Annotated in this window: 13 protein-coding genes and 2 riboswitches; of the genes, 6 read left to right on the plus strand and 7 right to left on the minus strand. The window is 57.5% G+C overall.

What is annotated here, in order from left to right; all coding sequences use genetic code 11:
• Positions 1–53 precede the first annotated feature (53 nt).
• The 4 genes from glmM to HHJ16_RS03540 all read right to left on the minus strand — a co-directional run bounded on the left by glmM (position 54) and on the right by HHJ16_RS03540 (position 5,305).
• Positions 54–1,385, minus strand: a complete 1,332-nt coding sequence (glmM, locus tag HHJ16_RS03525; protein ID WP_293640659.1) for a phosphoglucosamine mutase — start codon at positions 1,383–1,385, stop codon at positions 54–56.
• 137 nt (positions 1,386–1,522) lie between these two features.
• The gene (gene folP, locus HHJ16_RS03530) at positions 1,523–2,380 is read right to left on the minus strand and encodes a dihydropteroate synthase (RefSeq protein ID WP_293640661.1); all 858 of its coding nucleotides are present in this window, start codon (positions 2,378–2,380) and stop codon (positions 1,523–1,525) included.
• Positions 2,381–2,492: 112 nt separating this feature from the next.
• Positions 2,493–4,415 carry an ATP-dependent zinc metalloprotease FtsH gene (gene ftsH / locus HHJ16_RS03535; RefSeq protein ID WP_293640663.1) on the minus strand — a complete coding sequence of 641 codons (1,923 nt, stop codon included), beginning with the start codon at positions 4,413–4,415 and terminating at the stop codon, positions 2,493–2,495.
• 134 nt (positions 4,416–4,549) lie between these two features.
• Positions 4,550–5,305: an RlmE family RNA methyltransferase gene (locus HHJ16_RS03540; RefSeq protein ID WP_293640666.1), complete on the minus strand. Its 756-nt coding sequence runs from the start codon at positions 5,303–5,305 to the stop codon at positions 4,550–4,552.
• A 42-nt stretch (positions 5,306–5,347) separates the two neighbouring features.
• On the opposite strand from HHJ16_RS03540, the gene HHJ16_RS03545 reads away from it, so the two are divergent.
• The 3 genes from HHJ16_RS03545 to HHJ16_RS03555 all read left to right on the plus strand — a co-directional run bounded on the left by HHJ16_RS03545 (position 5,348) and on the right by HHJ16_RS03555 (position 8,666).
• Positions 5,348–5,821: a YhbY family RNA-binding protein gene (locus HHJ16_RS03545; protein ID WP_293640669.1), complete on the plus strand. Its 474-nt coding sequence runs from the start codon at positions 5,348–5,350 to the stop codon at positions 5,819–5,821.
• A gap of 91 nt (positions 5,822–5,912) precedes the next feature.
• Complete coding sequence (locus HHJ16_RS03550) at positions 5,913–7,961, plus strand: M3 family metallopeptidase (protein WP_293640672.1); 2,049 nt, start codon at positions 5,913–5,915, stop codon at positions 7,959–7,961.
• A 39-nt stretch (positions 7,962–8,000) separates the two neighbouring features.
• Complete coding sequence (locus tag HHJ16_RS03555) at positions 8,001–8,666, plus strand: glutaredoxin family protein (RefSeq protein WP_293640675.1); 666 nt, start codon at positions 8,001–8,003, stop codon at positions 8,664–8,666.
• A 27-nt stretch (positions 8,667–8,693) separates the two neighbouring features.
• Here HHJ16_RS03555 and rpiA read toward each other — a convergent pair whose 3' ends face one another.
• Positions 8,694–9,365 carry a ribose-5-phosphate isomerase RpiA gene (gene rpiA / locus HHJ16_RS03560; protein WP_293640677.1) on the minus strand — a complete coding sequence of 224 codons (672 nt, stop codon included), beginning with the start codon at positions 9,363–9,365 and terminating at the stop codon, positions 8,694–8,696.
• Between the two features lie 65 nt (positions 9,366–9,430).
• Here rpiA and HHJ16_RS03565 point away from each other — a divergent pair, with 65 nt between their 5' ends.
• Positions 9,431–10,489 carry a quinone-dependent dihydroorotate dehydrogenase gene (locus HHJ16_RS03565; protein ID WP_293640679.1) on the plus strand — a complete coding sequence of 353 codons (1,059 nt, stop codon included), beginning with the start codon at positions 9,431–9,433 and terminating at the stop codon, positions 10,487–10,489.
• A gap of 62 nt (positions 10,490–10,551) precedes the next feature.
• On the opposite strand, the gene HHJ16_RS03570 is transcribed toward HHJ16_RS03565, so the two are convergent.
• On the minus strand, positions 10,552–10,809 hold the full coding sequence (locus tag HHJ16_RS03570) for a hypothetical protein (RefSeq protein ID WP_293640681.1): 258 nt from the start codon (positions 10,807–10,809) through the stop codon (positions 10,552–10,554).
• Between the two features lie 72 nt (positions 10,810–10,881).
• Between HHJ16_RS03570 and HHJ16_RS03575 the strand changes: the two genes are divergently transcribed.
• The gene (locus tag HHJ16_RS03575; RefSeq protein ID WP_293640683.1) at positions 10,882–11,478 is read left to right on the plus strand and encodes a 3'-5' exonuclease; all 597 of its coding nucleotides are present in this window, start codon (positions 10,882–10,884) and stop codon (positions 11,476–11,478) included.
• Between the two features lie 8 nt (positions 11,479–11,486).
• On the opposite strand, the gene HHJ16_RS03580 is transcribed toward HHJ16_RS03575, so the two are convergent.
• On the minus strand, positions 11,487–13,025 hold the full coding sequence (locus tag HHJ16_RS03580) for a CYTH and CHAD domain-containing protein (RefSeq protein WP_293640685.1): 1,539 nt from the start codon (positions 13,023–13,025) through the stop codon (positions 11,487–11,489).
• Positions 13,026–13,304: 279 nt separating this feature from the next.
• Positions 13,305–13,408, plus strand: a riboswitch (glycine riboswitch).
• Positions 13,409–13,429: 21 nt separating this feature from the next.
• Positions 13,430–13,532: riboswitch (glycine riboswitch) on the plus strand.
• 44 nt (positions 13,533–13,576) lie between these two features.
• Between HHJ16_RS03580 and gcvT the strand changes: the two genes are divergently transcribed.
• Positions 13,577–14,755, plus strand: a complete 1,179-nt coding sequence (gene gcvT / locus HHJ16_RS03585; protein WP_293640687.1) for a glycine cleavage system aminomethyltransferase GcvT — start codon at positions 13,577–13,579, stop codon at positions 14,753–14,755.
• The last annotated feature ends 5 nt before the right edge of the window (positions 14,756–14,760 follow it).

The raw sequence follows: 14,760 nt of genomic DNA on the forward strand, positions 1-14,760 counted from the left end.
CTTGTTTTTCGCTCTTGAATGGCAGGTCTGAAGCAGACTTTCAGAACGAATTTTCAGAGCCGCACGGTGTCCGCGACCCGCTCGGCGCAGGACTTGGCCTGCGCGGCATCGCGCGCTTCAACCATCACCCGAAGCAGAGGCTCGGTACCGCTGGGGCGAATCAACAAGCGTCCGGTATCGCCAAGTTCGGCCTCGACGGTTTGGGTCACTGCTGCCAGCCTTGCGCTGGTTTTCCAGTCCTGTCCGGGCTTGAGTCGCACATTAATCAGGGTCTGCGGAAACAACACCACATCGCTCAGCAGGTCAGCCAGTGTCTTTTTGCCACGAACGCAAGCTTGCAGCACTTGCAGCGCGCTGATCAGGCCGTCGCCAGTAGTGTGTTTATCCAGCGCCAACAGGTGACCCGAACCCTCCCCTCCCAGCAACCAGCCGCGCTTGGCGAGTTCCTCAAGTACATAACGGTCGCCGACCTTGGCGCGAACAAACTCGACGCCCTTGGCCTTTAAGGCTACTTCCACGGCCATGTTGGTCATCAGGGTACCCACAGCGCCCGGCACTTTTTCGCCCCGCGCCAGCCGTTCGTTGACCATTAGATACAACACTTCATCGCCGTTAAACAGCCGCCCTTCGGCGTCCACTATCTGCAAGCGGTCGGCGTCTCCATCCAGCGCAATTCCGTAATCCGCTTTGTGGGCCTTGACCGCAGCAATCAGGGCTTCCGGGTGGGTGGCGCCGACCTGGTCATTGATGTTCAGGCCATCCGGCGCGCAACCGATGGCGATGACTTCGGCACCCAGCTCATGAAAGACCTTGGGCGCAATGTGATAGGCCGCGCCATGGGCACCATCGACCACGATTTTCAGCCCCTTGAGCGTCAGGTCATTCGCAAACGTGCTTTTGCAAAATTCAATATAACGGCCTGCCGCATCGTCAAGGCGTTTTGTCTTGCCGAGGTTGGGCGAATCGACCCACACCGGGGGTTCTTCAAGCGCGCTTTCCACCGCTTGTTCCCAAGCGTCGGGGAGCTTGCTGCCCAACGCGCTGAAAAACTTGATCCCGTTGTCGGAGAAGGGATTGTGGCTGGCACTGATCACCACCCCGAGGCTGGCCCGCTGGGCTCGGGTGAGGTAAGCCACACCTGGCGTAGGAAGCGGTCCCAGCAGCACGACATCCACGCCGGCCGAATTGAAGCCAGACTCCAACGCACTTTCCAGCATATAGCCGGAAATGCGGGTGTCCTTGCCGATCAGTACCGTTGGACGCGATTCGGTCCTTCGAAGGACGCGGCCCACGGCATGCGCGAGCCGCAGCACAAAGTCGGGCGTAATAGGCGGCTGGCCCACCGTGCCGCGAATGCCATCGGTGCCAAAGTATTTTCTTGTCATGGTGCTTTTCTGTGTAATGCCGCGGTACGTTGGCCTGCTGTAAGACATTTAAAACTATTTTAAATGCTCGCTAGGGCTTACTTTCGGCAAAGCGCTCGGCGTTGTTGAGGGTAAGCGCGCAGGGGATCGGCCTGACTTTATCGCGCAACCGCCCACACTTTAAGGGCCTGCACGGTTTCGCGCACGTCGTGTACCCGCACGATGCGAGCACCCCGGTCAACGGCCAGCAAGGCAGCCGCTAAGCTGGGCACGAGGCGGTCTTCGCTCTCCAGCCGGCCCTCGGCAGCCCGCGAGGAACCGCTCATGGCAGCAAGTGACGACTTGCGAGACCAGGCGGCCAGCAGCGGATAGCCAGCGGCGAGAAACTCCTTTTGCCGCGCCAGCAGCGAAAAGTTTTGGGCCACGGTTTTACCGAAACCGATGCCCACGTCGAGCACTATTCGTGCGCTGTCAACGCCAGCGCTTTGCAAATCGTGCGCAGCGCGTTCCAAAAAAGTTAGGACCTGAGCCACCACGTCACCTTCCATGGGAGCCCTCTGCATGGTTAGAGGTTCGCGGTGCATGTGCATGAGGCAGACTCCGCAACTCGGATGCTTTGCCACCACCTGCGCCGCGCCGGGCTGGCGCAGGGCCCAGACGTCATTGATGATGTCGGCGCCCAAGTCCAGCACGGCCTGCATGACCTCGGGCTTATAGGTATCTACCGACACCGGGACACCGAGCTTGACCGCATGGCGAACCACAGGCAACACGCGCGCAAGCTCCTCCGCCAGCGACAACGGCACAGCCCCGGGGCGGGTCGACTCACCGCCAATATCCAGCAAATCGGCACCGTCACTGATCAACTGGTCGCAGTGCGCGAAGACGTCGGAAAAATTTCCGGGTTGCGTGAAGTACTTGCCGCCGTCAAAAAATGAATCAGGCGTGACATTAACAATCCCCATGACGCGCGGTTGCGACAAATCAATCTGAAAACGAGAGGTTTGCCAAATCACCGTAGGACCTTCCTTTACATCTATTCACTGCGGTACAGCACAAAGCTGCACGCAAAGAAAAACCGGGGACTGGCCCCGGTTTTCATGATTCTAAAACTGTCTTACCGTCTCTTCAGGCCACCGTCGGTGCCGGATCAGTATTCACAGCGGGGGTGCCGCCACTCGGGCCGCCGCTACCGCCCACGGAGGGGTTGCGAGGTGTCCAATCCTTTGGCGGGCGGGGTGCCTTGCCAGCCATGATGTCGTCAAGTTGATCGACATCGATGGTTTCCCACTCGAGCAGGGCTTTGGCCATGGCGTGCACCTTGTCCTTGTTGTCTTCGATCAGCTTACGCGCCTCGGCGTACTGCTGGTCGATGATGCGGCGCACTTCCCCATCAACCTTCTGCATCGTCGACTCGCTCATGTTGGTGGTCTTGGTAACCGAACGGCCCAAGAACACTTCACCTTCGTTTTCGGCATACACCATGGGACCCAAAGCCTCGGTCATACCGTAACGCGTGACCATATCCCGGGCCAATGCCGTGGCACGTTCGAAGTCGTTGCTGGCGCCGGTGGTCATCTGGTTCATGAACACCTCTTCCGCAATGCGGCCGCCGAACAACATGCTGATCTGGCTGAGCATGTATCCGCGGTCGTAGCTGTAGCGGTCTTGTGCGGGCAGGCTCATCGTCACGCCCAGTGCGCGGCCACGAGGAATGATGGTGACTTTATGCACTGGATCGCACTTCGGAAGCATTTTGCCAAGCAAGGCATGACCGGACTCGTGGTAAGCGGTATTTCTGCGCTCTTCTTCAGGCATGACCATGCTCTTGCGCTCGGGACCCATCAAAATTTTGTCCTTGGCCTTTTCGAAGTCCTGCATCTCCACCACCCGCGCACTGCGACGGGCCGCCATGAGAGCAGCTTCATTGCAAAGGTTTGCCAAGTCCGCACCCGACATGCCGGGGGTACCACGGGCAATCACGCTGGCGTTCACGTCCTGGCCAAGTGGCACCTTGCGCATGTGTACGTTCAGAATCTGTTCGCGGCCACGAATATCCGGCAGGGTGACATACACCTGACGGTCAAAACGGCCAGGGCGGAGTAAGGCGGCATCCAGAATGTCAGGCCGGTTGGTGGCCGCAACCACAATCACGCCTACGTTGGTTTCGAAGCCATCCATCTCGACCAGCATCTGATTCAGCGTCTGTTCACGCTCGTCGTTGCCACCACCCACGCCGGCACCACGCTGCCGACCAACGGCATCAATTTCGTCGATAAAGATAATGCACGGCGCATTTTTCTTGGCGTTGTCGAACATGTCGCGCACACGCGCCGCACCGACACCAACAAACATTTCAACGAAGTCGGAGCCTGAAATCGAGAAAAAGGGCACTTTGGCTTCGCCGGCAATACCTTTGGCCAACAATGTTTTACCAGTGCCTGGAGGGCCTACCAACAACAAGCCACGGGGAATGCGACCACCGAGCTTTTGAAACTTTGCAGGATCTTTCAGGAAATCAACAACTTCCTTGACCTCTTCCTTCGCCTCGTCGCAACCGGCCACGTCGGCAAAGGTCACGGGATTCGTCGACTCGTCGAGCATACGGGCTTTGGATTTACCAAAACTGAACGCGCCGCCTTTGCCGCCGCCCTGCATTTGGCGCATGAAATAGATCCAGACGCCAATCAGCAGAAGCATGGGACCCCAGCTCACCAGCAGGGTCATCAGCAACGACCCTTCTTCGCGGGCTTTCACGTCGAACTTCACGTCGTTAGCGATCAAGTCTCCTACCAAACCGCGATCCAGGTAAGTCGCTGTCGTGCGAATTTTCCGATCGTCCGTAGTAAGGGCGGATATTTCGGTGCCGCCCTGGCCCTCCGCAATCGTTGCCGTCTTGATGTGCCTGCCGCGCACTTCTTCAAGAAAATCGGAGTAACCCATGTAGTTGGACCCTCCGCTACCGCGTGTATCAAATTGTTTGAACACGGTAAACAGCACCATAGCGATTACCAGCCAGATTGCAATTTTCGAAAACCACTGATTGTTCAAGGATTACTCCGATGTAAGAACCCAAAGCCTATGGGATGGCACATGAGTCTGATTTTAGGCGTTTCAAGAGCCAAAACCGCAGGACGCAGGTTGCGTCCCTAGGCTTGAAGCGGATTTAGGCAAATTTCTTTGTCTCAAGTCCCTTGTTCCCCGCCGTGATCGCGATTTTTCAGCCCCTTGCCGACCAAAAAAGTTTCCGACGAATTGGAACGTGAAGCCTTGGGCTTCATCGGTTTGACCACCTTGAACGAAGCCCGAAAGAGCTTGACCAGCTCGTCATAGCCGCTTCCATGGAAAAGTTTGACGACGATCGAACCATCCGGTTTCATCTTATTTTGGGCAAACTCCACCGCCAGTTCAACCAGATGGGCGATGCGCGCGGCGTCCGCTGATTCAATCCCCGAGAGATTGGGAGCCATGTCCGAAATAACAAGGTCAACTTTGCCATGACCCTGGTTTGCAAGCAAAGCTTGCTCTAGTTTTTGTAGCACTTCGGGCTCGCGAAAATCTCCGAGAATGAAACTCACACCTTCGATCGGGTCCATCGGCAGCATGTCCAGTCCGATGATGCGTCCATTGAGTGCGCCCGCCGCGGCACCGCCTGGCGAGAGTTTGCGTCGCACATACTGGCTCCAGGCGCCCGGCGTACTTCCCAAGTCGACGACGCAGTCACCCGGCTTGATAAGCCCTAACGTTTCATCCATTTCCTTCAATTTATAGGCGGCGCGGGCACGGTAGCCGTCTTTTCGGGCTTGTTTGACATAGGGATCGTTGATGTGGTCATGCAGCCACGCTTTATTAACTTTTTTGCCCTTGGGATTGCCTTTCGCACTCACCTTCGCGCTTACTTTCGCTGCCGTGTTCAAGTCTGGCTTTGTATTTACTTTCATCTGGCCTATTGTCCTCTGGTGGACTCCACCGATAATTGGGCCATGGCTCAAATACAACTTACCCCTGCCCAGCGCAAAGATCACCGTGCCGAGGCGCATCACCTCAACGCGGTCGTGATGATTGGCTCTGACGGACTGACTGATGCCGTCAAGAAGGAGACCGACGCAGCGCTTAACGCGCACGGATTGATCAAAGTGCGGGTGCAATCCGACGATCGAGCCGGGCGCGAGCAGATTTTTCAAACGCTCGCCAACGAGCTGGCTGCGGCCCCTATCCAACACATTGGCAAGTTACTGGTGCTGTGGCGCCCAATGCCGGAAAAAGAAAAAAAGAGCAACGAAGACCGCATGCCCGGCCCGCGAGATATAAAAGTACTGAAAAACAGTTCACGTTATGGTCAGCGGCCCGAGGTCAAAACCTTGCGCGTGCTCGGCAACCAGCGCCTGACGCCGGGTGGCACCGTAAAACGAGCCAAGCCTAAGCAGCGCAGTGTGAAGAAAAGTTCACAGGACTGAACCGTCGTCCGCGACTGACTTTCCGGCAGGTTTTGGGCTTCCTGGGTCTGCCGCCCTTTAGATTCAACCCACCCGCCCACAGTTAAACGTCATGAATAATCCACTCCTCGACTTTTCTGACCTTCCGCTGTTTGACCGTATCCTGCCTGAGCATGTTGCCCCGGCGGTGACTGTATTGCTGGGCAAGGCAGACGCCGCGTTGGAGCAGGTGACTGCGCCTGATTTCCCCGCTTCGTGGGGAGACATCGCCCGCGTGTTGGACGTCGCCACCGAAAACCTGGGTCGTGCCTGGGGCGCCGTAGGTCACCTCAACAGTGTTGCGGACACGCCCGAGTTGCGAGCCGCTTACAACGCAGCCCTTGTGCGCGTGACCGAGTTCGGGACGCGGCTGGGCGCCGATGAGCGCCTGTATGCCAAATACAAAGCCATCGACACAGGCAGCCTGAATACCGAGCAACGTCAGGCACACAAGAACGCCATCCGCAACTTTGTGCTGTCGGGGGCAGAGCTCACCGGCGACGCCAAGGAACGATTTGCAAAAATCCAGGAGCGTCAAGCCGAACTGAGTCAGAAATTCAGCGAAAACGCACTGGATGCCACAGATGCCTTTGCTTACTACGCCACAGAAGATGAAGTGGCAGGTATTCCCCAGGACGTCCTTCAAACGGCACGGGAACAAGCACAGGCCGAAGGCAAGACGGGCTATCGGCTCAGCCTGAAAATGCCGAGCTATCTGCCCACCATGCAATTCGCGAGCAGCAGCGCTTTGCGCGAAACGCTTTACAAGGCCTACACCACACGTGCCAGCGACCAGGCGCCGGCAGAGTTTTTGCAGTTTGACAACAGCCCCATCATGCGGGAGATTCTTGCGCTGCGGCTGGAAGAAGCGCAACTGTTGGGCTATCCCAATTTTGGAGCCGTGTCCGTGGTGGCCAAAATGGCGCAGTCGCCCGAAGACGTTGTCACGTTTCTACGTGATCTGGCCAAACGGGCCCGTCCTTATGCAGAAAAAGACGTGTCTGATTTGCTCGCTTTTGCGGCTGAAAATTTGCACCAGCCCAGCCCCCAGCCCTGGGACTTCGCCTACATTGGCGAAAAACTCAAGGAAGCCCGTTACGCCTTCAGTGAGCAGGAGGTGAAGCAGTACTTCACGGCGCCCAAAGTGCTTGCGGGCCTTTTCAAGATTGTTGAAACCTTGTTCGAAGTGGCGATTCGCAACGACTCGGCCCCGGTCTGGAAGCCCGGCGTGGAGTTCTACCGCATTGAACGCAACGGTGAGCTGGTAGGTCAGTTCTACCTCGACCAGCCCGCCCGCACGGGTAAGCGCGGCGGCGCCTGGATGGATGACGTACGGGCCCGCTGGCTGCGCCCCGACACAGGAAAACTCCAGACACCCGTAGCACATTTGGTCTGCAATTTTGCAGACGGTGTGGGCAACAAGCCTGCATTACTCACCCACGACGACGTAACCACCCTGTTTCATGAATTCGGCCACGGCCTGCATCACATGCTTACCCAGGTGAACGAGCGCGATGTCTCGGGCATTAGCGGTGTTGAATGGGACGCGGTCGAGTTGCCGAGCCAGTTCATGGAGAACTTCTGCTGGGAATGGGATGTCCTCAAGCAGATGACAGCCCATGTCGACACGGGAGAGCCGCTCCCCCGCGCTTTGTTTGAAAAAATGCTTGCCGCCAAAAACTTCCAGAGCGGAATGCAGACACTTCGCCAAGTGGAATTTTCACTCTTCGACATGCTCTTGCACACCTCGCACAACCCAGCGGACGACTTGATGGGCTTGCTGCGCACGGTGCGAAATGAAACGGCGGTGATTTCTGCCCCGGCTTATAGCCGTACACCGCATACTTTTAGCCACATCTTTTCGGGCGGGTATGCGGCAGGGTATTACAGCTACAAATGGGCCGAAGTGCTGTCTGCCGACGCTTATGCCGCGTTTGAGGAAACTGCCTCCGATGCAGGGGAAGATTCCGGTAAAACAACCGTGACGGTGGAAACCGGCAGAAAATACCGGCAGGCCATTCTGGAAGCAGGCGGTAGCCGCCCGGCCATGGAGTCGTTCAAAGCCTTCAGAGGCCGTGCGCCGTCTATCGACGCCTTGCTGCGTCATCAGGGGATGGCATGAACGAGTTAAAACTTTGTAAAAAAGGTGATTGGGTTAAAAATGAGTTTTTTTACCTTTAAATTTTTACCCGTCAGCGCCTCCGTCCTTTTGGTGGCAGTTCTTTGGACCTCCTTGGCGCAGGCTCAGCCGGTTTACCGGTCTGTAGGGGCGGACGGGAAAGTGACCTTTTCCGACAAGCCGCCAAGCACCGAAAGCAATGCGAAGGCCAGCCCTGCCAATGCCAGCTCAGCGGGAGGCAACGCTTCAGTCGGCCTGCCTTTTGAGCTGCGACAGGTTGCAATCAAATATCCGGTCACCTTGTACACCGGCGACAACTGCACGCCTTGCGGCGCAGGCCGCAGCATGCTGACAAGCCGCGGCATTCCTTTTACGGAAAAAACCGTCACCACCTCGGAAGATGCTGAAGCCCTCAAGCGATTGAGTGGCGAAAATTCGCTGCCCCTCATGACCATAGGAAGCCAGCAGCTCAAGGGTTATTCTGATTCGGAGTGGACGCAATTCCTGAATGCCGCTGGTTACCCACCGTCATCGGCATTGCCCAACAGCTACCACCGCCCGGGACCCATGCCGTTGGTGGCTGTCGCCACAGTCCCGGCAGCCGGAGCGTCCGCCGCAGGCGCCACGGCCAGCAAAAAAGGCATCACCGAGCGCCCGGTCCGTCCCGTAGTGCAGCCTGGCAACAACCCGGCGGGCATCCAGTTCTGAAGCGCCTTTCCGGGTTCTGGTTCGGGGTTAGAACACAAGGGTCTTAACCCCGTCCGCCGTTCCCAACAGGCACACATCGGCTTTCTGGAATGCGAATACACCCACCGTCACCACGCCAGGCCATTGGTTCACCTGGGATTCAAATGCGAGCGGATCGGTAATCTTCAGGCCGATAACATCCAGAATGTGCTGCCCGTTGTCAGTGACCAGCGACGTACCGTCTTTAAGACGCAAGGTCGCCATGCCACCCAGCACGGCGAATTGCCGCGCGATGTGTAGTGCAGCCATTGGAATCACCTCCACCGGAAGAGGAAAGTTGCCAAGGGTTGCAACGTATTTGGACTCATCAGCAATGCAGATAAATTTACGCGACTGGGCCGCCACGATTTTTTCGCGCGTCAACGCCGCCCCGCCGCCCTTGATCATGTAACCCGCGTGGTCAATCTCGTCTGCACCGTCGATGTAAACCGCCAGTTCTTCCACCTGCGTCGCATCGAACACCTTGATACCCAGCGCCTGCAAGCGTTCTGTGGACGCCACCGAGCTCGATACCGCTCCCGCAATGCGGTCCTTGATGGTTGCCAGCGCATCGATGAATTTATTGACCGTGGAGCCAGTGCCAACGCCGACAATGCTGTTGGCTTCTACATACTGCAGCGCGGCCAGGCCGACCAATGTTTTGAGTTCGTCTTGGGTCATAGGTGTCTTTATGGTGAGTTAAGTTTGTTTTTGCGACAATTCAAAATTAATTTCCAAATTATCCGATGTCTCTTATCCCCTACGCACTCGCCCGACCCTTTTTATTTGGACTCGACCCCGAAACCGCCCACGAACTGACGATGGCTTCGCTGGCACGCACCCAAGGCACCCCCCTGTCGCTGGCCTACTGTGCCAGCCGGGTGAGCGATCCCCTAGAACTGGCCGGTTTAAAGTTTTCCAACCGGGTTGGTCTGGCGGCCGGTCTGGATAAAAACGCTCGCTGTATTGACGGCCTCGCGGCGATGGGTTTTGGCTTTATTGAGGTCGGCACTGTCACGCCAAAAGCGCAATCAGGCAACCCCAAGCCGCGCATGTTCCGGCTGCCGGAAGCGCATGCGCTGATTAACCGTCTGGGCTTCAATAACGACGGACTGGATGCTTTTATCGCCAACGTGCAAAAGTCCACGTGTCGCCGGCAGCAGGCTAAAAGTGCCCTGTTGCTGGGCCTGAACATCGGGAAAAACGCCGCAACACCGATGGAAAACGCGGTAGACGACTACCTCCTTTGCCTCGACGGCGTATACCCGCATGCTGACTATGTCACCGTTAACATCTCCAGTCCCAACACCAAAAACCTGCGCGCATTGCAAGGCGACGACGCGCTCGATGCTTTGTTGGGCCGCATTGCCGAGCGCCGAGAACTACTGCTTAAGCGTCACAGCAAGCGGGTGCCTATATTTGTGAAAATTGCACCAGATCTCGATGAAACCCAAGTCGAGGTGATTGCCGCCACCTTGAAGCGTCATGCCATGGACGGCGTGGTCGCGACCAACACCACGCTCAGCCGCGACGCTGTCAAGGGGATGCGGCATGCCGAAGAGGCCGGAGGCTTAAGTGGTGCGCCGGTGCTGGAAGCCAGCAACCGCGTCATTCGCCAGCTGCGTGCGGCCCTCGGCGCGCGCTTTCCCATTATCGGTGTAGGCGGTGTCATGAGTGGCGCCGATGCGGTCTCGAAAATCAAGGCCGGTGCTGACGTGGTGCAGATTTACACGGGAATCATTTATCAGGGCCCGGCGCTGGTCACCGAGGTCGCGCTTGCACTAAAAAAATCTCGTTCGCGCTAGCCAGGCTTAGAGAATCAGCTATCAGGTTAATAGCAAGCCCTGAACAAAAAAAATTTGAGCGCCTAATCTGGAACGAATTCAGCTTTGAATTTCAACTCGTCTTCCGGCAGTTCAAGCGTGACCACTTGTCCCATCTTGTTGTCGGCCAGTCGGCAAGCCGCAAACAGGCTGTACTTGCCGTTGAAGTGATAGCTTTCCAAGTCAATCAGCATGTAGGGGTGCGGCACAAAAACCTCATGCAGAAAAATCGTCCGGTGCCGATTGTGCGGCGAAGGGAAAAGCTTGTAGAGGTCGGTAGTGATGGTTTGGGATGAGGCCATGAGGGTTTTAGTCAAAGTAATGCTCACGCACGGGGCTGTAAGCTCTACCTCTATTTTCATCCATGGAAGCCTATGACCGAGCGTCTTTTAACTCCAGCCAAAGAACAGATCGCGTTGCTCGCGCCTTTTGACCGCTTGGGGCTGAGCCAGATTCAGGTGATTGCGACCCCGCAGCAGGCTGCTGGCGCGTTGCACGAACTGGAAAGCACTGCGGTTTTGGGGTTTGATACCGAGTCAAAACCCACCTTTGCCAAAAACGAGGTCTCCCACGGACCACATATCGTGCAGCTTTCTACGCTGGACAAGGCCTATATCTTTCAGCTTGAAGACGCCGACTGCCGCCGTACCGTGGCGTTGCTGCTGCAGTTGCCGAGAATTATCAAGGCCGGCTTTGGCCTCGGAGATGACCGCAGGCGCATCATCAGCAAACTCGGGGTGGAGCCGGAGGGCGTGCTGGACCTCAACACCGTCTTTAGGGAACGGGGCTACCGAAAAGACATGGGCGTACGCGGTGCCGTGGCCGTAATGTTCAATCAACGCTTTATAAAATCCAGAAAAGCGACCACTTCCAACTGGGCTAACGCCTGCTTATCAGACGCCCAGGTTATTTACGCTGCGAACGACGCCTATGCCGCCTTGCGGGTGTTCAAGGCTTTGGGGTTGGACTGAACCCAGCGTCAGGGCTTGCCAGCGGGTTTCAGCGCCGCGAATCGTTGCCAGAGCTTGCCAAGTTTATGCACATCCCGCTCCGTGCTGACCAACAGATAGCCCCTGACGAAGCCGGCGCTGTGCGCCAAATCCGGAAAAGTTTGCGCCAGGTGCTTCAGCAATCCATCGCCAACGCTGACGTCGTTGAGCCAGCCAAATGCATCCTGCAGGCTGGTTAAAGCGAGGACATAGGGCTGCACGCGCTTAGCGGGATAAAGGGACTCAAAAAACTCGGTCGCATAGCGTAATTTCTTCGCTGCTAAACGTATTGAGTGGCGCGTCGCGGCGGTCCCGTCTTTCAGCTTTTTACCCCGGTGTTTCAGGGTGCGGTGCCGGTGGACAAGGGTTTGCTTGGCGAACGTGGCGAGCGGCGTCGCTAGCGCGTCCCGCCCGGTTTGGTCCAGCGTGTCACGCCAATGCGCACCTTGCATCCAGCCGCCGAAGGACAGCAGCAACCGCGCGTAGCGCACAGAACTTACGGAAGCCGCCGCCTTTTGCCGGTTTTTACCCGCCACGTGAAACGCTGTCTGCTGCAGCAACGCCAATCCCGACTCTTCTGAGCAACTGGCGATCACCTTGTCCAACGTGCCACTGGCAAACGCCTCCCAGTCCCGGGCAGCGCTCAACTCTTTTGACAACCAACTGAATTCTTCTTGAAGTGCGTCAGGGCAGCCAGTGATCTTGCGCCACAGCCCGAGCGCCGCGCGCAAACGGCGCAGGCCGACCCGCATCTGGTGCACGCTCTCCGGGTCGCTCCCCTGAGAAACCCCGACCTCGTTGCCCTGAATCTGAGCCAGGCAGTTGGCGACAATCGCCTGAAATCCCTGCTCTACGGTCAACTCGGTAGGGAGATCAATGCGCGCTGCCTTAATCACAGCGGGTGGCTGCGGGGCGTACAACGCATAGCCGCGCTCGGCTTTGCTGATATTGCCGGCTCGCAGCGGCACCGCCTCTTGCAGCGCCAGCGCAAAATCGAATAACTCGCCGGGATCGCCGGACTTAAGTTCCAGTTCGATCTCGCTAATCGGCACTTGCGTTGCATCGTGCTGTACCTCCCCCTGGTCCAACGCCAACTCGACCTCGGCCCCGCGCGGCAATCGCAGCTGCCAAACCGTGCGCCGGAACCGGGTGGTGAACACAGGCATCAGCCGATCGGCAAGCGCCTGGGCAGTCAGGGCTTTCGCCCAAACTGAATCACGTCCGAGCAAGGTGCTCAGCGTAACCAAATCGGGCCGAGGTCCAGGAACGCGGGATTCCCACTCTTGTCGCTGGTGCAGCCCCGCAGCCACCTCGCTCCCGGCTTTCAAAGTCTGGATCCAATTGCGGCCCACCAAGCGCACCCGCAACGCGGCTTCGTGCTGTCTGAAATGAAGATCGGGGGTATCGAAATAGACGCTGGTGAGTTGCTGTTGGCGCGGTTTGGTGATTGCATGCTGCTTCACCAGAGGGTGGCGGCGAAAAGCCGCGACGTCCGCCGGCGCAAGCAGTAGCTTCAATTCGATTTCCATGTTTGTCACCACCGAAAAATTAACGCTGCGATGAATCTTCAGTCCTACCTCAGCTGGCAAAAACTGTCGAATCGGGTGCCTGAGGAAGGAGGCCATCCATCAGCGATCCGTTATTTCAGATAAATGATACAAGAGCGGGTCTTAGAAGTCGACCATTGCAGGTTGAACTGCGGACGGGAGAAATACTCACTGGCACGGGTAAAAAGCCACAGCAGGCGAAGCGTAGGCCCTGGGCGGTTCAGCGAAGGCGAGACACCCATTTGGCACGCTTCGGCTACACTTATTTAGTCAGGAGAGAGTTTTCACCTCGAAAACCGCCGAAGGCGCATGCTGCACCCTCAATGGTGCGCTGAACGCTCAGGCAAAAGGACTGGCAACCGTTTTTCAGCAGATGCCGCTGGAAGACGTTCCCTACTGGAGAGAGGTCGTTTTTCAAAGCGATCCACCGAAGGAGCAAACCTGCATCGCCAGGTGAATCTCTCAGGTAAAGTGGACAGCAGGGGCAGCCCATGAGCCAAGCTCGTGGATTCATGTTTGCCCCGGAGAAACCCATGTCCGATACGTCTTCCAGCGCCTCTTCTGTTTCTTCCGAGCCACTTTTAAAAACGCCGCTGCATGAGCTGCATCTCGAACTCGGCGCGCGCATGGTGCCGTTTGCCGGATACAGCATGCCGGTGCAATACCCAGCAGGCCTGATGGCCGAACACCACCACACCCGCAACGCTGCCGGCCTGTTCGATGTATCCCACATGGGTCAGTTGCGCCTGGTGGGTCCACAGTCCGCGGCAGCGCTTGAAACCCTGATTCCCGTCGATGTGATCGACCTTCCCGTCGGCAAACAGCGCTACGGCTTGCTGCTCGATAGCGATGGCGGCATCCTGGACGACTTGATGTTTTTTAACCGGGATTACGCCGTTAACGGTGATGGCGGCGACATTTTCATCATCGTTAACGGCGCCTGCAAGGTAGGCGACATCGCCCATATCCAGAACAAGATTGGTGCGCTTTGTAAAGTCATTCCGATGCCCGAAATGGCACTGCTGGCGCTACAGGGTCCTCAGGCCGTCTCCGCCCTGCAACGTCTGGCGCCTGGGGTTGAAAAACTGGTGTTCATGACCGGTGGCCGATTCATGGTGGCTGGCTGCGATTGTTTCCTTACCCGCAGCGGCTACACCGGCGAAGACGGCTTCGAAATTTCTGTTCCGGCGTCGCAGGCGGACACCCTGGCGAGAGCCCTGCTGCGGCAACCGGAGGTTAAACCGGTGGGCTTAGGCGCGCGCAATTCGCTCCGTTTAGAGGCCGGCCTGTGCCTCTATGGCAACGACATCGACACGACCACGACGCCGGTGGAAGCCAATCTCAACTGGGCCATTCAAAAAGTGCGCCGTACCGGTGGCGCGCGGGCTGGCGGTTTTCCAGGCGCTGAGAAAATTCTCGCCCAGCTGGATGACCCTACCACCACCGTTAGAAAGAAACGCGTCGGCTTGATGGCGCTTGAACGCATTCCCGTGCGCGACCACACCGCGCTGTGCAGTCTGGACGGCACGCCCATTGGCGAGGTGACCAGCGGCTTGCTCGGCCCCAGTATTAATCAGCCGATCGCCATGGGATATGTGTCCCCGGAATTCACTGCCATTGGCACGCGGATGAACGCCATGGTGCGCGGCAAACGGGTGCCCATGGAAGTTTCCGCCATGCCTTTTGTGCCTAACCGCTACTACCGCGGTTGAGTTTG

The organism is Polaromonas sp. (assembly GCF_012927485.1).
Taxonomy (GTDB): Bacteria; Pseudomonadota; Gammaproteobacteria; order Burkholderiales; family Burkholderiaceae_C; genus Polaromonas.